Below are 20,937 nucleotides of genomic sequence, written 5' to 3' on the forward strand. Positions count from 1 at the left end.
ATCTGCAGTATTTTCTAAACTCTCGAACTCCCAACGAGCCTATCCAATATCGCTAACCATCCCTACAGCATCACTATCTAATATAATTATCTGATTCATATAAAAACCACATTCCGATAATAAACATAGGGACGGATGGAGATTATTTTTAGCAATGGATTTTAATCATTTTAGGAAGAACTCACGAACAAAGCTATCAGAATTTTTAACAGCAAATTTTCCGACTGTCATAATGACCAAAGATAGCAGATTCAAATTTTCCGCCCACAAGATGAAGTGAGTAAGAATATTATGTTGGTCATATATGCTTGTTAAGATGCACGGTTTTTAAATATCTCGTTATCATTACCTAGATATGTTGTACAGATGTCAGTTCTCGTTTGTCTAGCATAAGATACTTAACCTGGTGAATATAAAAATAAAAATCCCCCACATATTGCGGTCGATATAATGCTGTTAGAAGTGCTTAAAGATATAGAAAGTCTTATTTGACACCATTTTACATCGATATAATAAGTTCGAGAATAATTACCAATAGAATACGATTTAGCAAAAAAACTATACCCTACACAAATTTCTGTGAACGGCATAGTTTTTTGTTATCTTTTATGATAAGTCAAGGCTTGTTCAATACAAAAAGCCAGTTCTTTTTTGGGGAGTTCTTTATCAGGATCGAGTACAATTGCTCGATTCTTAGAAAATTCAACTACCTCACTAAATAATGCTCTAAACTCTTCTACTAAGGTTGTTTGGCAGTGAAAGTATAGTGCAATCTTCTCATCACCAAAACGATCGATTCGGATTGGACTACCACTCTTACTAGCTTTTGTAGCATACGAAGGTTGGCTCCATTTCAGACTTTCTTCTAGTTCTCCTACTGCACTTATACTTGCAGCTGTTTCAAAAATCAGTGCTCTAAGTTCCAATAAAGGCTTTTGAAAACGTTCAGGATAACGTTCAAAAGTAATTGCCACATTTTTATTTGTCATTTCTTTTATTCGACTCCCTTTTAAGTAATGACTACAAATTAGCATAGAAATGATGGCATCTTTATGTCATCATTTTCAATATTTTTAAACAATCACATATCTGCTGATGTGAAAACCTCTGATACATCATCATCTTCTTCTAGTTTGTCGATCAAGATTTGTAGCTGTTCTTGTTGGTCTTGTTCCAATTCTACCAATGTTTGAGGAACCATTGTTAACTCCGCTTGCGCTAAAGTATATCCCTCTTTTTCCAACACATCTCTAACTGTTGTAAACTCTTCTGGTGCTGTGTAGATTTCAAATGCTTCTTCTGATGTTTCGAGATCTTCCGCTCCTGCTTCAAGTACATTTTCAAACATCGTATCCTCATCTACAGATAATCCTGAACGCTCAATTGCGATATATCCTTTACGATCAAACATATAACTAACCGACCCTGTTTCACCTAAAGAACCACCATTTCTAGTAAAGGCTACTCGGACATTCGTTCCTGTTCGATTTCGATTATCCGTTAATGCATAGACTAAAATGGCAACGCCAGCTGGGCCATATCCTTCATAAGTAATCTCATCATAATGCTCATTTTCACCTGCACTACTGGCCTTTTTGATTGCGCGATCAATATTGTCATTTGGCATATTAGCTGCCTTTGCCTTATCCATAACTAGTCTTAATGCTGCATTTGTTGCTGGATCTGCGCCACCTGCTTTAGCTGCCATATAAATTTCTCTTGATAGCTTTTGAAATATTTTCCCGCGTTTTGCATCTTGCGCATTTTTTCTACCCTGAATATTTTTCCATTTACTATGACCTGCCATTATTTCTCCTCCTATTTTAAATAGCGTAGCACGCTTATTTAGCCTTGTCAGAAGAATTGGAAAAATTAAACGCGGCAACTTTTTGCCTCAATTTATTTTTATTTCTTCCGAAAGACCAGCCTGTCAAGTTTCCTTACTTTCTATTTTACTATGCTTCTAAATAGTTGCAAGCTTTACTCTTGATTAAAGGAAAACGAGAATAAGGGTGGAAATGACTCCATGAGTCCATCCCACCCCTAAGGCATCAAGTTAAAAAATAACTCCTAAAAAAATAACCACTTCGGTCTCAACCACGTTCTTATTTTGTTTAATCAACAATAATCAAACAAAGTTCACTATTTCGCAATCGGAATCTTTCTCCGTCTTTAAATGGAATCGTACTTTCTTCTTGTGCGCCACTTAGTAATTGAATGTTAATACATTCAGAATCCGGAAAAATGCGATAAGCTAACATTCCTAAACCTGCTAGTGTTGCAGTATCTCTTGTATTACTTTTTTTAATCGTCAAATACTCCATTATTTCCACCCCTTATTGTCATTATATAGGGGGCTTTTTCATTTTACTACAATAAATGCCGAATCTTTTCCGGTAATTCTTCTTTATCGATTTCTTCCCATTTTAAAACGCTTTGTCCTTTCGTTTCTAGTTTAAGAAATTTGTCTGGCTTCATTTGTTTGCCAAATGATATATATTCTATTTTCCGCTTTTTTCCATCGCCTGTATAACACGTTTGAAGGTAAACAAAATTCTCAATTTTACTCGTCGCATCAGGGAACTTATATTCATACTTTTCAGTTGTTTTTGTATAAAGTGTTGCTGTTTTTACTAGTGGATTTAGTTGATCGATCAAACCAGCTGTGGTGGAAGTATTATTGTAGGTATACACTCTAAGCGCTACAGCACATAGTGCCACAAAAATTAGTACGCCTACTATTGATTGGCAAAAATGTTTCATTCGGTCCACTTCGCTTCCACTCGTTTTTATACCACTTTTCTATAGTAGTTTTTTCTTGTACATATTACATCCAGCTTGAGACCTATATTTGGGCAAAAAATAAAAACAAGACTAGAAATATTCCATGTCTTGTTTTTATTCACCTCATTTGATGTAATTGGAACTAATCTACTGTGATCTATTTTTTTCTCAATTTTTTTATACCGATCACAAACAGACAGATCAAAACCGCTGTCAGTGCTCCTATAGAATCAAGCATTACGTCCTGAAACAGCGGTGTGCGACCGCCAGTCAGCATTTGATGGTATTCATCCAATCCAGCATAACCGGTCGCAGCTAGCCAAGCAACAACACCTATCAGCAAAGGTTGTTTAACTTTCATATTCAGTCCAATAAACCAGCTACCACCTAATAAAAAGTATGTGCCAAAATGCGCCCCTTTGCGAATAAAAAATTCTATAAATTTCGCATATCCTTTCGCTTGAATACTTACTTCACTTCCAGCGTAATTGAACGAAATTCCCTTTAGTTGATCTTCAAATGGATGGTTACCCAGCAAGTTATCTAATAAGCCCACTTGGGATTGTTGTTCATATGTTTGAGAAGAACTATAAAATAAAATAGCCATGATCAAAAATGCCAAAAATATGTAAAAATTACTATTTTTTAATTGCTTCTTCAATTCGTCACCTCATTTCATTTACTATAGTAGCCTTTTTAGACAAAATAAACAATCACTCATTCTTTTTTTCTTGTGATATACTAGAAGAAATGAATATAAGAAAGAAGGAATCATATATGACTTACTCACTCATTTGGGATCTAGATAGCATCTTCCCTGGAGGTAGCCATTCAGTAGAACTGGAACAACGATTAACAACATTACAAGAACAAAGCGCTAACTATCATCAACTGATTGAACAATGGTCACCTGAAAAGGATACTGATTATCAAGAATTACAACAAATTTTGGCCATACAAGCAACGATTTCAGATGGTTTTTCTCAATGTAGCAGCTTTATTACTGCATTATCTTCTGCTGATACGAAAGATAAAAAAGCTAAAATTTTATCTGGGGATTTATTTTCTCTCTTACCAGCAATTCAGTTAGCTGAAACAATTTTCACCAAAAAATTGACAGAAATTTCTGATACACATTGGCAATCCCTAACCACATTACCCGCTTTTGAATCCATAGCCTTTCGTTTAAATGAGATTCGTCGTGATGGACAGCAATTACTATCTGAAAAAGAAGAAAATATTATCAATACATTATCTTTAGATGGACTAAATGCTTGGAGTAGTCATTACGACACTATCGTTGCCAGCATTTTAATTCCATTTAACGAAGATGGTCAGACAACCTTTTTATCTGCTGGTCAAGCGTTCAACAGAATGATGAGTGACCCCGATCCGAAAATTCGTGCGGCGCTATTCTCTGAATGGGAAAAAGCATGGAGTGAAAAAGCACCATTATTAGCAGATACGTTAAATCATTTAGATGGCTTCCGTTTAAGTGAATACAAGCTACATGGTGTCACTGATTTCTTAGAAAAACCGTTAAATTACAACCGAATGAAAAAAGAAACGTTAGATGTGATGTGGGCGACCATTCAAAAGAACAAACAACCTTTCATCGATTTTCTAACACGTAAAGCACAGTTATTTGGAAAAGAAAAGATGGATTGGCAAGATCAAGATGCTCCGATCATATTAGGCGATTTGCAAGAGAAATCCTACAGTTTTGATGAAGCAGCTGAATTTATTTTGGAAAACTTTGAAAAATTCAGCCCTAAAATGGCAACTTTCGCTAAAGGTGCCTTCGAAAATAGTTGGATTGAAGCGGAAGATCGTCCTGATAAACGGCCTGGTGGCTACTGTACCGAACTTCCTGAAACGAAAGAATCTAGAATTTTTATGACTTTTGGCAATTCAATCAACGAAGTTGCAACGTTAGCGCACGAATTAGGTCATGCTTTCCATAGTAGTGTGATGTGGGATCTTCCTGCCCTTGACCGTGAATATGCAATGAATGTCGCAGAAACAGCAAGTACATTCGCAGAACTGATCGTAGCTGATGCAACATTGAAAAAAGCAGAAACGCCTGAAGAAAAAATCAACCTGTTAGATACTAAGATGCAAAATGCAATTGCAATGTTTATGAATATTCATTCCCGTTTTATTTTTGAAAATAGTTTTTATGAAGCACGTCAAAACGGCTTGTTAAGCGAGGATGAAATAACAGAATTAATGCTTGAAGCTCAAAAAGAAAGTTACCAAGATAGCTTAGGAACGTATCATCCACATTTTTGGGCGAGCAAATTACATTTCTTTATTGATGATGTTCCATTTTATAATTTCCCTTATACCTTTGGCTATTTATTCAGTATGGGAATTTACGCATATGCGAATAAACAAGGGAGTGATTTTGAAGATCAATACATTGCATTGCTTCGAGATACTGCCTCAATGACGTCAGAAGACTTGGCTCAAAAACATCTTGGCGTTGATTTAACAAAACCAGATTTTTGGCAAGCTGGAATTGACCAAGTAATCAAAGATGTAAATGAATTTATGGAATTAACCGAAGCTTATATTGACTAATCTAGTGCAGTTTTAACAAGTAATTTGTTGAAACTGCTCTTTATTTTGCGAAAAAAAAAGAATCAGACAATTGTCTGATTCTTAAATAGTTGAACTAAATTTGATTACATACGTACAGCGAAACTTGGTGTAAATGAACCAACATTGCTGTATTCAACGCCTGTACTTTCGTTCCCAGCGTGGATATAACCGCCGCCACCTGTAGCAATCGCTACGTGGTAAGAAGCACCTGGGCTACCCCAGAAATATAAATCTCCTGCTTGAGCTTCCGCTACAGAGATACGAGTACCAGCACTTTCTTGTGCTACTGTGTATCCACCGACATTACGGCCAGTTGAGTTCATAAATGCATAATACACTAAACCTGAACAGTCAAAGCTGTTTGGACCTTTAGAACCCCATACATATGGTTTACCAACTTGAGCTGCTGCAATAGAGATTGCAGAACCGCCAGTTGATGGTGGTAAAACTGGTGTTTCTGGTTCTGGTGCAGGTGGTGTTGGTTCTGGTTGAGGAGTTGGCTCAACTGTTCCACTACCCTCATTGTTCGTTGGAGGTGTCACACCTGTATTATTGTTATCAGTGTTATTGTTATTATTTGTTGAAGTTTCAGTTGTTGATTCTTCAGTAGTTGAAGATGAAGCAGGTGTAGTGCTTGGTTTTGTAGCTTTAGCAGCTGCAGCTTCTTCAGCTGCTTTTTTAGCATTCGCAGCTACTACTTTTTCTTGTTCAGCAATACGAGCTTGTTCAGCAATTGCCGCTTCTTTTTCTTTAACTAAGCCAGCTTTTTGATCTTCAGCAGTTGCTCTTTCAGCAGCTAATGTTGTTTGTAATACGTTCAAATCAGCTTCTGCTTTAACAAGATCACCTTTTTGAGCTTCAAGTTCTACTTGATTATCTTGTAATTCTTTTAATTTTTCTTCGTTTTCAGCTTTTTTAGATTCAACTGATTTTTTGTCTTCTTGTTGTTGTTTTACTAAATCATTATTTGCATTTACAATCGTAGACATTGCTGTTACACGAGTAATAGCATCTGAAACTGATTTAGCATTCAATAATGCATCCATGTAGCTTGTGCTGTTACCATTAACTTGTACGTCACGCGCTTGGTTTTGAATCGCTACTTCACGTTTTTCGATACGTTTTTTAAGTTGTTTGATTTCTTTTTCTAAATCAGTAGATGTTGATCTTAATTTACTTTGTTCAGCTAATAATGTTTCAGCTTTTTCATTAATAGAAGCAACTTGGCTTTGTACTGCAGCCACTTGACTTTGAGCGTCCGCTTCTTGAGATTTCAATCCAGAAATTGTTTGGTCTTTTTGTTGAATTTTTGAGTCCACTTCATCTGCTGAGGCCATTGTTGGTAATGCTACAGACGTAAGGGCTAATGAGCAAATCATTAGTAATGGTAATACACTTTTCTTCACTATTCATTCCTCCGGTTTTTTCACTTATAATATATTCATCTTTTGAGTAATTTACATTCTTTTATTAACAACGAAATCATTGTATCATAGTCACATGTCATACAGATAAAGAAAATGTTACAGAAGTATTTCATTTTTGAAAGACAAGTATGACGGCTGATATAACGGTCTTTTCACAGGTTTTTCCTTTATGAAAATCAACTAAATTTAAACTTCGTACTAGTTTTATCTCCATACGTCAACATTTGCTATAGTACAAACAATCCCTAACAGCAATTTCATTGAGATTTTGCCGTTAGGGATTTGATTTTTCAACTTAGATTATCCTGGAAAACGCCATACAACTGCTCTGAAGTTTGCCGCATATGGACTTGGTGTCCAACCAGTAGTTGTTGAAACATATCCAGAACCAGCCGGATTATTTGATTCAACAATTTGAACTGAACTACCTTTGACACCAACAACTAAGACTGTATGAACTCCGTCTAGCCAAGCATCTGGACTAAGTGCATTTTCGTATTGGACAACATCGCCAACTTGAACATCAGACCAAGAAACTTGTACTGCGCCTGACTGAGTGTATCCACTATGAGGTCCACCTGGTGTAAATCTTACTCCTGCTGCATTTAACCAATTTTGTACAGCAACAATACATTCACCACTTTGACCCCAACCAGTTGGGTTTGTTTGACCGACAGCATTCAACGCAATTTGTGCTGCCTTTTTCTTCGCAGCTGAAACGCCACCAGTACCGATACTGCTACCGCCGCTAGTGTTATTACCACTAGGTGTCTCTACTGCTTTTGGCGCTTCCGGTGTTGTGCTCGTTGTGCCGTTTTCTTCTACAAGATTTGTTTGAGCTAGACCAGGATTTGCAGCTTGTGCTTCAGCTAATTTTACTGCAGCTGCAGCTTCTGCTTTTCTTTGATCTTCTGCTTGTTTCGCTTGTTTTGCTTGTTCTTGTTCTAATTTCTTTTGAGCGGCAGCTTTTTGTGCAACAAATTCAGATTTTTTACTTTCTTCTGTTGAACGTTGTGCTTCCAAATCATTTTTAGCAATTTCTTGTTCAAGCTTTAAATTATTTAAAGTATCTTGCTTACTTTTTAAATCTTTGGTAGACGTTTCTAAAACTGAAATCTGTGTTTCTACTGTTTCAGACTTTTTCTCTACGTCTTCTTTATCAGATGTTTGTTGTTCTAATAGTTCATTATTGGCATTCACTAATGTTGTGATTCCTTGAACTCGGCTGATTGCATCTGAGATCGATTCAGAGTTAACGATGACATCTAAATAATTAGTGCTTGTTCCACTGACTTGAACATCGCGCGCTTGATTACGCATTTGAACTTCTCTTTTTTGAATACGAACATTTAAGTCAGAGATTTCACTATATAATTTTGTTATTTCGTTTTTAAGTGTCTTTTTCTTAGCCGTTAATTCATCGATTTTTGTTGCTGTAGTCAGCATATCCGATTCGATTGCAGCTAATTTCGTTGCCGCTTCTGATTCTTTTGTTTTTAGTCCATTAATGATTTCATCTTGTTGTTCAATCTTTGTATCATAGTCATCCGCAACTGCAGCCATAGGCAAGGCAACTGAAGTGAGCGTAATTGAACAAACCATTAATGCTGATAATATACTTTTTTTCACGTTTTAATCCTCCAGCATTTACTATATATATGAGTTATAGGTATCATTTCTGTCTTAGTCTAAATTAACAACGTGATTATTGTAACATAGCAGTATGACATACAGATAAAAAGGATATTACAAAATTGTTTCATGAATCCCATTTAAATAACACCAGTGATTTTTAGAGATTTAAATAAGATTATTTTTAAATAATGACACCAGGCTGTATTACGTGGTGCTAAAAAAGAAAAAAAGACTATTCATTGCCGAATAATCTTTTTAATGGATAAGAAAAAATAACAAATATCAACATATTAAAAAGCAATGTTGGGCCTAAAACCTTCGTGATAAATAATAAAGGAGCCACATTTGATAGGTGAAAAATAATTTGTAGTCCCACTGCAATCAATTCATACGTCGTTACAAAAATAACCATTCCAAAAAACGCAGTAAGCAAATTGGTGTGAACTACTCGCTGAAATCGGTACATCATCATAACCGTTGCTGTTAAAGCAACGGTATAAATTCCAATGATTCCAATATAGTAACTGTCACAAATCAGCCCCAAGACTATTGCTGCAATCAACAAATAACGTTTTGACAGGGTAGGGACTGCCATCAAAAATGCTAACAACATAAAGTGCGCATTTGCAAAATAAACATTATCTGTTAAATTTAACGCTCCCTGTGTCAATTGACCATCGATCAGCATTAATAAAAAGAAAACTACTGGCGCATAGTACTTTACATTTTCTTTTCGGATTATTTGCATCTTACTCCCCCGCTCCAGCTAATCTTTTGATGATTGTCACAACAGGTATATTATACATTTCTGCATACGGTTTAACATAAACTTCTCGATCTAACCCGTAACTATCTGGTTTGACTTTTTGAACCACCCCTACAGGTAAATTCGCTGGAGAATTTTGTCCTAACCCAGATGTTTGAACAATGTCGCCCTCTTTGATATCCATATCACCAACCAATTGACTCACAATCAGCGTATTTTCTTTGTCATCATAATTCTTCAAAAGTCCATATGAATCCCCTTTTTCAGAGTTGATTTGAACTGGGAAATGATTCGAATTTTGGTTTTTAGATGTTAATAGTTCAACTTTGGATGATGTCGCATTCACTTCGATAACCCGACCAATCAACCCTTTTTGCGCTAAAACAGCCATGTTTGGTTCGATCCCATCATTAGATCCACGATCAACAATCAATAAATCTTGCCACATATCTGGCGAGCGTGAAACGACTGTTGCTGTTACTTTCTCATAATTGCCTAACGTTTCATTCAACGCTAATTCTTTTTTCAATGTTTCATTTTCTTTTTTCAAATTGTCATTTTGGATGGATAATTCACCATACCCATCAATTCTTTCTTTTAATCGTTCATTCTCATCGTAGGTATTGAAAAGAGAGCTGATTGACGATACGCCACTCCCAATCATTCTAGCTGGAAATGAGATCACCTTGTCAACAAAGCCTACACTATCATTGACTGCCGATTGACCTAGATTGGTTTTCCCGTCGTTCGCTCTGTGAGCCGCAGTTAAACTAATAATGGTAACTACGATGATCACTATGACCAACGTGATAATTATATTTTTATTTGGATTAAATTTTTTCACATCGACACCCCGAATAATCTTTAGACTGATAGCAATAATTTTACCACTAATTAAAGGCAAACAAAAGAGCTGTGGTACGTCTTTACTTAATTTTATTAAATAAAGTTTCTATATGGTTGAAATCACTGTGTGAATAAGCAATTCATGTTGTAGTTAAACGTGCTTATTTCGTTTCAAATTTAAAATAGACTGTCTTTTGTGAGTGCCCGAGAAATTCAAGAAATAGCTAGCACTTCGACTTGTTCCTTGAGCCTTTTTAGCAAGCACTTTACTATTTATACTCTATTTCAATTTTCATCATAGGGTATTTTCTATTAAAGTTATAAAGCATCTCTTTTAATAAAGTTGCTTCGTCTGGAATAAAATTTTCCAACTCTAACCAATGTTCAAGTATTATTTTCTCTGGTAATTCAACTAAACCAGTTATAGTATCCCAAAAAGCATCCCAATTTTCTCCATAATAATCAGGAAAATCAAGCTTTTTTTTTAATAAAATTTGTAACTCTTTTTTTGTTGTTACTTTTTTTAAATCTATCGTAACTTCCTTTTTTATCGAATCGCGCATATTATTTCCACTCCTACAATTTCTAATATTACCAATAAAATGCATTGTTTTTTAGTGATTTGTTGATATATATCAAACCATCATTTAAACGTTCTAGGTGACTTCGCTCGTGACATATCTCCGATTAAGCCTACATCTGCCTCACGCCACACTCTCCCTTGAACTTCTGTCATAAATTTATAACTATCTTCAAGATACTGCCTTGCTGACACTAACGCCCCTAGAGCGGGATGGTACTTGTCACCGATTTGTAAGTCTTTGCCATTTCGAAAGGCAGCTGAAACGTCGGGATCATTACATCATAATTTTTGTAAGGAACGAAGATGGTGAATTAAAACAAAAACAGCATCAGTGAGCAAGTCGCACTAATACTGTTTCGTCTCACTAATACTGTTTCAATGATTAGCAACTTAATTACCAGTCATATGATAAAGTGCCGTTTTATATTGTTTTCAAGTATTCTATTTCTTCATCTGACCATCTTTCATGAAGCTTATTCTTCAACTCATCAGATAATCTAAATATATCTAGCCACTCAGAACTTTGTCTCACACTATTAATATTCCATAAATTTGTATTATCAAGATTTAGCACTTTTTCCCTAAGAAGATAAGCTTTTTTTTCAACATCCTCATCAATTAGTCCATTCTCTTTCAATTCAATTAAATTATTTTTACTGAAAAAAGAGGTAACACCAACTATTAAATCTTCAAATATGAATGTTTCTATTTCTTCATTAGATAATTCCAAAATAAACATACCGCTTTTCTCTAGAGTAGCTATGAACCAATAAAATTTTCCACCTAAAGTTAATTTCTTCAAATATCATTCACCACCCAATATTATGATTGTTGCTTTATCGTTTGAGAAATCTATATAATCTTCCCCAACAATTTTCACTTTACCAGTATCGCCTGTTGAAAAGCCATAATAGGAACCTCCATGTATTCCGTCTCCAGGATGATAAAATACCATTCCATCTCCTTCATTGGTAAATTTCCAACCATTATATTCATAATTCATTCTCATCTTTCGCATAATATTTTCCATCAGAATATTTTCTAACAAAACCTTGTGCAGGAAAATCTGGATAATTCACTTCCCACAGAGTACAACAGCAATTACAAACATACCACTTATCAGCATACCATTCTATAACTTCATTTTGTCCTACCCCACTGTAATATGGACGAGTGACTTTCTTTGATATAAATATTTTATTTTTAGTTTGCTTTAAGAAAAATAATTTTATTTCCTTAAAATAAGCGATTGATGTTATTTCTGTTCCAGTTCTCTCACTGCAATCACAATTTATTTTTCGAACCAACTTTTATCTACCTCCGGAATGTATACTTGATTCCCCCCGGCAGGTAAAGCACCTACTCTGTTACCAAGGCTATCCTTTATTATTTGAGGACCTGCAGTTCCTTCATACCTTTTGTATTGCCCACCCGATATTTCTATAACTGGTGACTTTACAGTATTAGAAGATTGTAAAACCTGTTTCAATTGCATCTGTTAACAGTATCCCACCTTGAGCTAAGGGAATCAAGACTGCCGAGTAAAAAGCTTTCGCTGAATCACAGGAATACCTCATCATAGATTTGTTAAGGAACGAATATGGTAAAATAAAACTAAAAACAGCATCAGCAAGCAAATCTCACTAATACTGTTTCATTTATTGGCAACTTGATTATCGAGTGCATTCTTACTAGTCAAGGCTTTACTATCCGACGCCAATCAGATAGTGAAGTACCTTTTTATTTCATTGATTATTCAGGGTCTTGTTCTGTTGTTTTTTTCATGTAATCATGGTAAGGGTCTTCTATATTATCCCCTACCTCTTCAATGGTATCTTCTATTTCTTCAAGTATTTCTGAAGATATATTTGTATTGTCTTTAATAGATTCTTTCATTTTATTATAAGTCTTTTTCAATCCTAAATTTATTAGTAATGATGTTATTATATCTACATCATCATAATTTTCAGTATTCCATAAGCTACACAAAACATTATCTAGTTCACTTCTTAAAGGTTCTTTTAAATTTTCGTAAGTATCTCCTTGTCTCATCATCAATTCGTCTAAAATATCAAAAAATTCTTTCTTGGTTAATTTTTTATTTTTAAAGTCTACGATAGCTTGTTCAAATAATAAATACAATTTATCTGCAGACATCCATGGCATTTCAGAATAATCTTCTTTTTTCATGACTTTTTCCATTCTATTACCTCCCTTGAACTGGAACATGAACTTCATTTAAGTTTTGTTTTTTTGTCCATAGTCCCTCAACAGTTACTTGTTTATTTCCTATCTTAATTTGAGCAGTCCATCTTGAACCTGATGCTGAATTTGGAAACTTGGCTGCTGCAACAGGATCTGGCTCATGCCATCTAATAATAGCTTTCTGACCATCAGATAATTGAAATTCATATTTCGCACCATTTTTCATAGTATCTGTAGACTTAAATGCATTTGAAGTTCCTTGAATCATAGGAATCGCCTCATCATAGATTTGTTGAGGAACAAAGACAGAATGATTGTGATAGAATAAATGTAAAAACAGCATCAGCAAGCAAATCTCACTAATACTGTTTCATTTATTGGCAACTTGATTATCGAGTGCATTCTTACTAGTCAAGGCTTTACTATCCGACGCCAATCAGATAGTGAAGTACCTTTTTTATTTATTTTGTTGTAAAAATGCTTCTAAAATCCGTTTTACTGGCAAACTTGCGCTTTTTAATAAATTTTCTGCTTTATCAATTATTTCCTTATCAGATACAATCATTTTTTTATAAGGCTCTTCATCAAACGAGCGCAATGAATCTATAGCATATTCAGCCACTTCATCATTTTCATCAAGTAATTCTAATAATAAATTGAAGCCATTCATACCCGTGTCTTCATCTATACAATAGGCCAGCCTAATTTTGTATTTATCTTCTTTATTCTTTAAATTTTGGACTAGATACTTCCAATCATCCTCTGTAAATTTACTTATTAATTCTTGTACATACATAAATTCATCATCATAGAAATAATTATCTGAACTATCTTCTGACAAAATTTTATCTACTTCTGTATACATCATTTTCCCCCTCTATTTAGAAAAACCTCCTGGTAATGGCGCATTTACTTTCCCAGTTGGATAACCACTAATAATATTATCTCCCAACTTAATTACATCTATTTCTACACCGTCAACAATTTGTCTATGAAGTGTTGCACCATCTCTACCTCTAACACTTATTGAAGAAGAATTCCCAATATTTTTTATACTATCTAAAATTTTTGTATCCGTCCATACTTCTGGAAAAATTGTGCTATTTTTTATTTTAGCAAGTTTTCCATCAGGAAATTGGGTAGTATATTTTATATCCATGGTACCATCAGGGTTTCTTTTAATAATTTCCGTTGCATAATTAGGATGACTATTATTAATATCTGGAGAATGCCCCCCAATTATTTCATTTTTCTTTGGATTCTTTCTTTGACCCCAAAGTATTTTTTCTTTCATTTGTGGTACTTGTCACCTATTTACAAGTCTTGCCCATTCGCATTTAAATACTTGTTGAAAAATTGGTATGAATAGCTAATTTTATATAAATAATGAGCATAGAACAAAACTATTTTCAGTCATGCTCTGTGCTCGTTATTTATCTTATACTACAAATCAATATATTTTTCTAGGTCATCTTTATTAACTGGAAACACTCGACCAAAAGGCCCTTCGTATTCATTACCTTCAACATCTTCTGTCCATCCACAACCAGCACATTCTAGCAGCAGTCGCTCTGAATCATCCGCATATTTTATCTTAATATAGCGTAACTCATCATTAGGTGTTATCGGGCAATCTTTTCCAGAATATATTGTGACCATATCCCACAAAGTGTCTCTGATAGACATTGCTAAAGTATCTATACTTTCATAGTCTCTTACTAAACGCTTTGCTTCCATATCTAAGCAAATATCTGGGTTAGCAACTATATATTCATTTATATTGATATCCAGAAGTTCATTCAAACCCCATTCGTCTTTTACTTCGTCAGTAAATTCTACAGGATGCTTTTTTACAAAGCGTACTAATGCCTCATAATAGCTAAAAAAGTCCTTTAACGTTTGAGGATTACTAAAAATTTGATAGTAATCTTTTAATAAATTTTCACTAATTATCTCTTCTCTCATAATTGCCTCCACAATAATAATTTTAAGGTTTTGGAACTGGATAAGTAGTTATTAAATTTCCAGCTCGGTCAGTAATTATTTCAATCCATCTAGTAGGTTTACCACCAAATTTTAAAGCGGTATTTCCAATTACTTCACCTGTATCCACAATTCTCTTATACTGTCCTCCAGACATATCAATCACGGTGGACTTAACAGCATTAGGTGATTGCAAAATCTGTTTTAATTTATCAGTAGTTATTGAAAAAATAGAACGACTATTTGCAATTGGTCTATTAAAGTGACCATCATATACATGTTCAAATCCTGCTGATACTGGTTTCCCTGTTGAAGGTCTTTTTGGAGTAAATCTAGTTCTCCCATTTGCCACATTAATTCTTGACTGTACAACTCCAACATCTGGATTAGGTATATTAGCCCCATTACCATTCCTATTCTCAACCGTCTTCGTCCCTTTAGCCGTCGCTATCCGATAAGAAGCAAGGTTAAACCCTAACATCTGCAACGCCTGTCCTAACTCATCTTCTGTTAAAAATTTATAAGCATCTTCAAGATATTGCCCTGATGCCACTAGCGCTCCTAAAGCAGGATGGTACTTGTCACCGATTTGTAAATCTTTTCCTTTGCGAAAGGCGGCCTTTACCTTATCATCCCAATCATGCTGAGACATAAATTCAAACAAGTCCGCTGGTAAGTCTTTGCCATTCGCCTTTAAATATTGATAGATTTTTGGATTTTTAACACCTTCTCCATCTTTCGTTACTTTCCAAATGATCTTAGGATTCCCATCTTTATCACTATAAATCACCGCATAGATTTGGTACTCTTTTAACTGTTTTTCCATCAATCGTTTGTCTCGTGTTGCCCAGCTGTTCTTGATCGTATTCGCCCAATCCATATTTTTTCCACTTGGTATCGTAAATTGCCCTGTACTCGCATTCCATGATTGATCGGCTTGAGCTATTCCTTGGTCGATCGTTGTTTTTAAAGCGTTGATTTCAGAAAAAATGGTTGGAGAACTGGCGTGAAAAGCTTGTAGCTTTTGGAGTTTCTCCTCTAGCTTTCGTTTGGCTTCTTGGTCTCGAGTCACGGATTGCCGATTTTGATTCATTAACAGTTGTTTGACTGGTGGAGGGACTGGGAAATGCAGTAACTCCCGCTGCAAGTCTTGAACCCGAGTTATATTATTTTCTAGCTCTTCGATTTCCTTTTCTAATTCCTCAGATTTAAGATCGCTGCTATCAACCTCTGAGGTGTATTGTTCTGGAAACTTTTTACAGGCTTCTTCCACTGCATCTGTTAACAGTATCCCACCTTGAGCTAAGGGAATCAAGACGGCCGAGTAAAAAGCTTTCGCTGAATCATAAGAATCACTTTTTAAGACCGAATCTCCAGCGAATTGTTGGAGACTTGTTTCTAACTGGTTATAGCCGTTATGGTGTTTGTTGCTTAAAGCACTAACACCTGTTGCTTGGGAATTAGCCGACGAGAGGTACATATCAATACTGCTCATTGTTGATTTCCTCCTCGTCCGCTTTATTTAACAATTGCTGCCGTTTATATTGTTCCTCTGACAGCTGATCGTCCAATGCTCGGTTTTCTTGCTTTAATTCTTCCAGCTCATCTTCTAACTGATCGAATAATTGGCGCCGTTCATGATGGATTTCGTCCTGCATTTGTTGGAATACTGGAGCGAAATCGTTGCGGTAAAAGGTATCGTTAATTCCACTATAGAGATCATTGGAACGTTGAAAATGCTCATGATATAACTCCATTGCTTGTTCCATACCGCGTTGCTGATTTTCATTTTCTTGTTGATTTTCTTCTAATTGACGCACATTTCTAGTGGTCATTTCTAATTCGATTTCAGTCATTTACTTCCCTCCAAAAGGGCCATCAGTAAATGGTAAGGTTGGTTTTGAGCTGCGATTTTTATCAGCACTGGCAATCATTGAAGACTGCATCAATTGCCGAATCGTCGCATCTGCCGCTTCAAATTCATTCGCTACGCTTTTCAAATTGTTGGATGCTCGTCCTACTACATTGGCGATATCTGTTGCCGTACTTTTTGCCAGCTTAATGGCTTCTTTTGCATTTGTATTACCCGCAACGGTTGTTTGATGATCCTCTTGAACCGCACTTGCATCTTTCAATAAATCCATCGCTAAAAAAATATCCGTCGCATACTGGTACGCAACCTGTTTATTACTATTGATTTCTCCAGAAGCTTTTCCCATAAAATACCTCATTACATTCATTTGATAATATAATCATAACAAATAGACTTATGTTTTTCTATAAAATCAAGAATAAATAGATCATTTGTATAGTATTGTCATTTTTAAGAATAAGGAATCCGCGTTGTTCAAAATTTTTTTCTGTTATTTTTCTTTATATATAAGGGAGCTGTTTTTGAAGTTATTTAATCGAGGAATGTAAGAATTGTTATTGCGAACGGATGTTTCTTTAGGTATAATGAGTGACATAGGATAGAAATAATTAACATGAAAATAAATAATACATTGGCACTTCTTGGTACGGCTACCAACCGAACCAGTGAAGCCTTGATTAAGCATCACAACCTGTTTAATTAGTTTGCCAATAGCGTAAGACACCCTCTTATTTTTAGATTTTTTCGTATACTAGAAGACTACTGAGCTTCACTATTAAGAACGAAAAGAATAAAAATAATGTTTTTTTGTCTTACCTATTGTAGACGATTACAGGTAGATACTGTAGTCGTTTTTTTATTGTTATCCTATAAAATTTGAGAAAAAGAATAAAAAAATAGGCACTTCATTCACTGGCACCAACCTGTGAATGAAGCCCTGAATAGACAGCACAACCTATCTATCCAAGTTGCCCAATTACTAGAACCGTAGCACTAGCTTCTTTATTGTACCTAATTTTTGTAAGAATTTCTAGACAGTTTTTGAAATTTTTCTAAATGGACGAAAGAATCCTGCTACAGCCTTGTGATCAGAGCTACGATAGAGACGGCAATCTCTATCGTTTTTTCTTTTTCTCATTTAAAAATCAACAAGTAAAATTATTAGAAAAAAGGAGAAATTACTTATGAAAAATTCCGCCCATTGTATCAAAGCTGTTCCCTACCAAGAAATTATCGACCTTCGTGACACGTTAGAACGCCTAGCTTCTTGGCAAGAACCGTTAACAACATTGGAAAACTATTTCAGCAATCCAAATACACCAATCAATAAAAAACAGGTCGTCAAACAATACTATGCCTGTTCAAAGCTTTTTCAGACATTTAACAAAGAGTTCGACCTTTTACTAACCAGTGCTGAAAAACAACTACATGAGGTCAGTTGGAATCAAACGGTGTCTCTTTCTACAGAGGAAGCTTTGACCGATTCTCTACCCTGAACATAAAAAAAGCAGAGTAGGTTAAACACCTTGCTCTGCCTTATTCTATCTATTTATTTTTCTTTGTTTTCTTCAGTCAATAATGCTTTACGAGACACGTTCACACGACCTTGTTTGTCGATTTCCATAACTTTTACAAGTACTTCATCGCCAAGTTTCACAACATCTTCAACGTTATTTACACGTTCATTCGCTAATTGAGAAATATGAACTAGACCGTCTTTCCCTTTGATCAAGTTAACGAATGCGCCGAATTTTTCGATACGTACAACTTTACCAAGGTAAACTTGCCCAACTTCAACTTCTTTTGTTAACTCTTCGATGATCTTGATGGCTTTTTTGATCATATCTGCATCAGCAGAAGCAATACTTACGTTACCGTCTTGGTCGATATCAATCTTCACGCCTGTTTCATCGATAATGCCATTGATGGTTTCTCCACCTTTACCAATAACATCTTTGATTTTAGCAGGAGCGATTTGGATCATTTCGATCTTAGGTGCGTATTTGCTCAACTCTGTGCGAGGTTCAGCCAATGTTGATGTTAATTCCGCAAGAATTTCCATACGAGCTTTTTTCGCTTGAGTCAATGCTTCTGTCAGGATTTGTTCTGTGATCCCTTGGATTTTGATATCCATTTGTAGTGCTGTGATACCGTCTTTTGTCCCAGCGACTTTAAAGTCCATGTCGCCTAGGTGATCTTCTAACCCTTGAATATCTGTTAAAATCGTGTAGTTTTCGCCATCACTGACAAGTCCCATCGCAATTCCGGCAACTGGTGATTTGATTGGTACACCAGCATCCATCAATGCTAAGATACCCGCACAGATACTTGCTTGTGAAGAAGAACCATTTGATTCTAAAACTTCTGATACTACACGGATCATGTAAGGGAAATCCGCTTCACTTGGAATAACTTGTGCCATTGCACGTTCACCTAAGGCACCATGACCGATTTCACGACGACCAGGAGAGCCTGCACGACCTGTTGAACCAACAGAGAATTGCGGGAAGTTATAATGATGAATGAAACGTTTGCTATCTTCAACGCCTAGTCCATCAATGATTTGGTGTTCGCCAAGCGGTGCCAAAGTCACAACTGATAATGCTTGTGTTTGTCCGCGAGTGAATAAACCAGAACCATGAACGCGTGGTAAAATACCAACTTCTGATGCCAATGGACGGATTTCGTCTAATTTACGGCCATCAGGGCGGATTTTATCGATCGTGATCAATTCACGAACCACGTCTTTTTCTAAGTCTTCAGCAATTTGTTTTACTTCTTTTGCTACTTGCGCTTCGTCTTCATGACCAGCAAATTTTTCAGCATAGGCTTCTTTTAATTGATCTTTAATGGCATCGATGTTCACTTCACGAGCAAGTTTTTCTTCGGTCATAACGGCTTCTTTCATTGAAGCATAGTACGCTGCGAAGATTTCTTTTTTCAAATCAGCATCGACTTGCAATAATTTGATTTCCATTTTTTCTTTACCTACAGCGGCAACGATTTCTTCTTGGAAAGCAACTAATTCTTTGATAGCATCAAAACCGAAAAGTAACGCACCAAGCATATCTTCTTCTGATACTTCTTTGGCACCACTTTCAACCATGTTGATTGCTTTTTTCGTTCCAGCAACAGTTAATTCGATATCTGTTTTTTCAGCTTGTTCCACAGTTGGGTTCAATACGTATTCACCATCAACACGACCAACATCAACACCTGCGATCGGTCCGTCAAACGGAATATCTGAAATTGCTAATGCTAGAGATGAACCAAACATTGCCGCCATTTCTGGAGTACAATCTTGTTCAACACTCATTACTGTATTTGTGATTTGCACTTCATTACGGAATCCTTCCGCAAACATTGGACGGATTGGACGGTCGATTAAACGAGCAGTTAAGGTTGCACGTTCGCTTGGGCGACCTTCACGTTTAATAAATCCGCCTGGAATCTTCCCTACAGAGTACATTTTTTCTTCATAGTTCACTGTTAATGGAAAGAAGTCAAAGTCTCTCGCATCTTTTGATGCAACTGCCGCACTTAGTACTACTGTATCGCCATAACGTACTAATACTGCACCATTTGCTTGTTTAGCCAATTGGCCGATTTCAACTTGTAAAGGGCGTCCGCCCCAAGTTGTTTTAAACACTTTTTTCTCTGTCATCTACTTGTTTCTCCTTTGATTCTTTGGAGAAGTTAGACTTGCTACTAAACAAATGAAAAGATTCAAACGAATTGAGTCCTTTTATTTGGTTAGTAGATTCATTCAAACTTTCCAAAGAGGGTTATTTTTAGTATTTTAAGGATACTGAACCTCCGCTTTTAAATAAGCTAAAAAGCGAGGTTCGTGAAGAATCTCGCTTTTCCTTGTTTGATTAACGACGTAATCCTAAACGTTGGATCAATTCGCGGTAACGTTGGATGTCAGTTTTACGTAAGTAAGCTAACAAGTTACGACGGTGTCCAATTTTTTTCATTAGTCCACGGTAAGAATGGTGATCTTTTTTGTGAACGCGAGCGTGCTCATTCAAGTGATTGATATCAGCAGTTAATACAGCGATCTGTACTTCTGGTGAACCAGTATCTCCTTCATGACGAGCGTATTCGCTAATGATTTCGTTTTTCTTTTCTTTTGACATTGCCATGTTTTTCACCTCTTCTTTAATAGTCATCTTCTTACTGAGTAATGCGTTGGTGATTCGCACAACCAAGTAAAAGACGGTATGATTCC

At 35.8% G+C, this 20,937-nt stretch carries 25 protein-coding genes; 2 read left to right on the top strand and 23 right to left on the bottom strand.

Annotated elements, in window-relative coordinates; translation table 11 throughout:
• Positions 1-599: 599 nt before the first annotated feature.
• The 5 genes from I586_RS11865 to I586_RS11885 form a co-directional block, all read right to left on the bottom strand.
• The gene (locus I586_RS11865) at positions 600-989 is read right to left on the bottom strand and encodes a DUF1801 domain-containing protein (protein WP_010766378.1); all 390 of its coding nucleotides are present in this window, start codon (positions 987-989) and stop codon (positions 600-602) included.
• 92 nt (positions 990-1,081) lie between these two features.
• Entirely contained in the window at positions 1,082-1,807 is a 726-nt protein-coding gene (locus I586_RS11870) for a YebC/PmpR family DNA-binding transcriptional regulator (RefSeq protein WP_010766379.1), read from the bottom strand.
• Between the two features lie 307 nt (positions 1,808-2,114).
• Positions 2,115-2,324: a hypothetical protein gene (locus tag I586_RS11875; protein ID WP_010766380.1), complete on the bottom strand. Its 210-nt coding sequence runs from the start codon at positions 2,322-2,324 to the stop codon at positions 2,115-2,117.
• Positions 2,325-2,370: 46 nt separating this feature from the next.
• The gene (locus I586_RS11880; RefSeq protein ID WP_010766381.1) at positions 2,371-2,763 is read right to left on the bottom strand and encodes a YxeA family protein; all 393 of its coding nucleotides are present in this window, start codon (positions 2,761-2,763) and stop codon (positions 2,371-2,373) included.
• Between the two features lie 178 nt (positions 2,764-2,941).
• Entirely contained in the window at positions 2,942-3,445 is a 504-nt protein-coding gene (locus tag I586_RS11885) for a VanZ family protein (RefSeq protein WP_010766382.1), read from the bottom strand.
• Between the two features lie 116 nt (positions 3,446-3,561).
• On the opposite strand from I586_RS11885, the gene I586_RS11890 reads away from it, so the two are divergent.
• Positions 3,562-5,367 carry a M3 family oligoendopeptidase gene (locus I586_RS11890; RefSeq protein WP_010766383.1) on the top strand — a complete coding sequence of 602 codons (1,806 nt, stop codon included), beginning with the start codon at positions 3,562-3,564 and terminating at the stop codon, positions 5,365-5,367.
• Between the two features lie 104 nt (positions 5,368-5,471).
• Here I586_RS11890 and I586_RS11895 read toward each other — a convergent pair whose 3' ends face one another.
• The 16 genes from I586_RS11895 to I586_RS11975 all read right to left on the bottom strand — a co-directional run bounded on the left by I586_RS11895 (position 5,472) and on the right by I586_RS11975 (position 17,052).
• Positions 5,472-6,794, bottom strand: coding sequence for a coiled-coil domain-containing protein (locus I586_RS11895; RefSeq protein WP_010766384.1), 1,323 nt, complete (start codon positions 6,792-6,794; stop codon positions 5,472-5,474).
• A 321-nt stretch (positions 6,795-7,115) separates the two neighbouring features.
• Positions 7,116-8,444 carry a coiled-coil domain-containing protein gene (locus I586_RS11900; RefSeq protein ID WP_010766385.1) on the bottom strand — a complete coding sequence of 443 codons (1,329 nt, stop codon included), beginning with the start codon at positions 8,442-8,444 and terminating at the stop codon, positions 7,116-7,118.
• A 238-nt stretch (positions 8,445-8,682) separates the two neighbouring features.
• Positions 8,683-9,192: a rod shape-determining protein MreD gene (gene mreD / locus I586_RS11905; protein WP_034702521.1), complete on the bottom strand. Its 510-nt coding sequence runs from the start codon at positions 9,190-9,192 to the stop codon at positions 8,683-8,685.
• Positions 9,193-9,199: 7 nt separating this feature from the next.
• On the bottom strand, positions 9,200-10,060 hold the full coding sequence (mreC, locus tag I586_RS11910) for a rod shape-determining protein MreC (RefSeq protein WP_034702423.1): 861 nt from the start codon (positions 10,058-10,060) through the stop codon (positions 9,200-9,202).
• A gap of 271 nt (positions 10,061-10,331) precedes the next feature.
• Entirely contained in the window at positions 10,332-10,625 is a 294-nt protein-coding gene (locus I586_RS11915) for a barstar family protein (protein WP_010766388.1), read from the bottom strand.
• Between the two features lie 441 nt (positions 10,626-11,066).
• Positions 11,067-11,447 (bottom strand): hypothetical protein, encoded by a 381-nt coding sequence (locus tag I586_RS11920; protein ID WP_010766389.1) that lies wholly within the window; start codon positions 11,445-11,447, stop codon positions 11,067-11,069.
• A gap of 3 nt (positions 11,448-11,450) precedes the next feature.
• A complete protein-coding gene (locus tag I586_RS11925) occupies positions 11,451-11,648 on the bottom strand; it encodes a hypothetical protein (RefSeq protein WP_139242719.1) in 198 nt (65 codons plus the stop codon).
• The gene (locus tag I586_RS11930) at positions 11,638-11,952 is read right to left on the bottom strand and encodes a hypothetical protein (RefSeq protein ID WP_010766391.1); all 315 of its coding nucleotides are present in this window, start codon (positions 11,950-11,952) and stop codon (positions 11,638-11,640) included. The genes I586_RS11925 and I586_RS11930 overlap by 11 nt, the downstream gene beginning before the upstream one ends.
• Before the next feature lie 445 nt (positions 11,953-12,397).
• Positions 12,398-12,847 carry a hypothetical protein gene (locus tag I586_RS11940; protein WP_010766393.1) on the bottom strand — a complete coding sequence of 150 codons (450 nt, stop codon included), beginning with the start codon at positions 12,845-12,847 and terminating at the stop codon, positions 12,398-12,400.
• Between the two features lie 4 nt (positions 12,848-12,851).
• Positions 12,852-13,118, bottom strand: a complete 267-nt coding sequence (locus tag I586_RS11945) for a hypothetical protein (protein ID WP_139242753.1) — start codon at positions 13,116-13,118, stop codon at positions 12,852-12,854.
• A gap of 189 nt (positions 13,119-13,307) precedes the next feature.
• Positions 13,308-13,715 (bottom strand): hypothetical protein, encoded by a 408-nt coding sequence (locus I586_RS11950; protein ID WP_034702426.1) that lies wholly within the window; start codon positions 13,713-13,715, stop codon positions 13,308-13,310.
• A gap of 12 nt (positions 13,716-13,727) precedes the next feature.
• Entirely contained in the window at positions 13,728-14,144 is a 417-nt protein-coding gene (locus I586_RS11955) for an EndoU domain-containing protein (RefSeq protein ID WP_010766396.1), read from the bottom strand.
• Between the two features lie 149 nt (positions 14,145-14,293).
• On the bottom strand, positions 14,294-14,815 hold the full coding sequence (locus tag I586_RS11960; RefSeq protein ID WP_010766397.1) for a hypothetical protein: 522 nt from the start codon (positions 14,813-14,815) through the stop codon (positions 14,294-14,296).
• Positions 14,816-14,837: 22 nt separating this feature from the next.
• Positions 14,838-16,328, bottom strand: a complete 1,491-nt coding sequence (locus I586_RS16970) for a hypothetical protein (protein WP_010766398.1) — start codon at positions 16,326-16,328, stop codon at positions 14,838-14,840.
• On the bottom strand, positions 16,315-16,689 hold the full coding sequence (locus tag I586_RS11970) for a DUF3958 family protein (RefSeq protein WP_010766399.1): 375 nt from the start codon (positions 16,687-16,689) through the stop codon (positions 16,315-16,317). The genes I586_RS16970 and I586_RS11970 overlap by 14 nt, the downstream gene beginning before the upstream one ends.
• Positions 16,690-17,052, bottom strand: a complete 363-nt coding sequence (locus I586_RS11975) for a TIGR04197 family type VII secretion effector (RefSeq protein WP_010766400.1) — start codon at positions 17,050-17,052, stop codon at positions 16,690-16,692. It abuts the gene before it with no gap.
• Between the two features lie 838 nt (positions 17,053-17,890).
• On the opposite strand from I586_RS11975, the gene I586_RS11980 reads away from it, so the two are divergent.
• Positions 17,891-18,202, top strand: coding sequence for a hypothetical protein (locus I586_RS11980; RefSeq protein ID WP_010766401.1), 312 nt, complete (start codon positions 17,891-17,893; stop codon positions 18,200-18,202).
• A gap of 53 nt (positions 18,203-18,255) precedes the next feature.
• Here I586_RS11980 and pnp read toward each other — a convergent pair whose 3' ends face one another.
• Both pnp and rpsO read right to left on the bottom strand, forming a co-directional pair.
• Positions 18,256-20,370 carry a polyribonucleotide nucleotidyltransferase gene (pnp, locus tag I586_RS11985; protein WP_010766402.1) on the bottom strand — a complete coding sequence of 705 codons (2,115 nt, stop codon included), beginning with the start codon at positions 20,368-20,370 and terminating at the stop codon, positions 18,256-18,258.
• Positions 20,371-20,581: 211 nt separating this feature from the next.
• Positions 20,582-20,851, bottom strand: coding sequence for a 30S ribosomal protein S15 (gene rpsO / locus I586_RS11990; protein WP_010761818.1), 270 nt, complete (start codon positions 20,849-20,851; stop codon positions 20,582-20,584).
• Positions 20,852-20,937 lie beyond the last annotated feature (86 nt).

This window comes from Enterococcus moraviensis ATCC BAA-383, from assembly GCF_000407445.1.
Classification (GTDB): Bacteria; Bacillota; Bacilli; order Lactobacillales; family Enterococcaceae; genus Enterococcus_L; species Enterococcus_L moraviensis.

Excerpts from the sequence above, each read along its gene's own strand:
- pnp (WP_010766402.1), bottom strand. The coding sequence starts at position 20,370 with ATGACAGAGAAAAAAGTGTTTAAAACAACTTGGGGCGGACGCCCTTTA.
- I586_RS11945 (WP_139242753.1), bottom strand. The coding sequence starts at position 13,118 with ATGATTCAAGGAACTTCAAATGCATTTAAGTCTACAGATACTATGAAA.
- I586_RS11940 (WP_010766393.1), bottom strand. The coding sequence starts at position 12,847 with ATGGAAAAAGTCATGAAAAAAGAAGATTATTCTGAAATGCCATGGATG.
- I586_RS11890 (WP_010766383.1), top strand. The coding sequence starts at position 3,562 with ATGACTTACTCACTCATTTGGGATCTAGATAGCATCTTCCCTGGAGGT.
- rpsO (WP_010761818.1), bottom strand. The coding sequence starts at position 20,851 with ATGGCAATGTCAAAAGAAAAGAAAAACGAAATCATTAGCGAATACGCT.
- I586_RS11915 (WP_010766388.1), bottom strand. The coding sequence starts at position 10,625 with ATGCGCGATTCGATAAAAAAGGAAGTTACGATAGATTTAAAAAAAGTA.
- I586_RS16970 (WP_010766398.1), bottom strand. The coding sequence starts at position 16,328 with ATGAGCAGTATTGATATGTACCTCTCGTCGGCTAATTCCCAAGCAACA.
- I586_RS11980 (WP_010766401.1), top strand. The coding sequence starts at position 17,891 with ATGAAAAATTCCGCCCATTGTATCAAAGCTGTTCCCTACCAAGAAATT.
- I586_RS11950 (WP_034702426.1), bottom strand. The coding sequence starts at position 13,715 with ATGTATACAGAAGTAGATAAAATTTTGTCAGAAGATAGTTCAGATAAT.
- I586_RS11975 (WP_010766400.1), bottom strand. The coding sequence starts at position 17,052 with ATGGGAAAAGCTTCTGGAGAAATCAATAGTAATAAACAGGTTGCGTAC.
- I586_RS11970 (WP_010766399.1), bottom strand. The coding sequence starts at position 16,689 with ATGACTGAAATCGAATTAGAAATGACCACTAGAAATGTGCGTCAATTA.
- I586_RS11870 (WP_010766379.1), bottom strand. The coding sequence starts at position 1,807 with ATGGCAGGTCATAGTAAATGGAAAAATATTCAGGGTAGAAAAAATGCG.
- I586_RS11925 (WP_139242719.1), bottom strand. The coding sequence starts at position 11,648 with ATGAATTATGAATATAATGGTTGGAAATTTACCAATGAAGGAGATGGA.
- I586_RS11880 (WP_010766381.1), bottom strand. The coding sequence starts at position 2,763 with ATGAAACATTTTTGCCAATCAATAGTAGGCGTACTAATTTTTGTGGCA.
- I586_RS11875 (WP_010766380.1), bottom strand. The coding sequence starts at position 2,324 with ATGGAGTATTTGACGATTAAAAAAAGTAATACAAGAGATACTGCAACA.
- I586_RS11960 (WP_010766397.1), bottom strand. The coding sequence starts at position 14,815 with ATGAGAGAAGAGATAATTAGTGAAAATTTATTAAAAGATTACTATCAA.
- I586_RS11955 (WP_010766396.1), bottom strand. The coding sequence starts at position 14,144 with ATGAAAGAAAAAATACTTTGGGGTCAAAGAAAGAATCCAAAGAAAAAT.
- I586_RS11865 (WP_010766378.1), bottom strand. The coding sequence starts at position 989 with ATGACAAATAAAAATGTGGCAATTACTTTTGAACGTTATCCTGAACGT.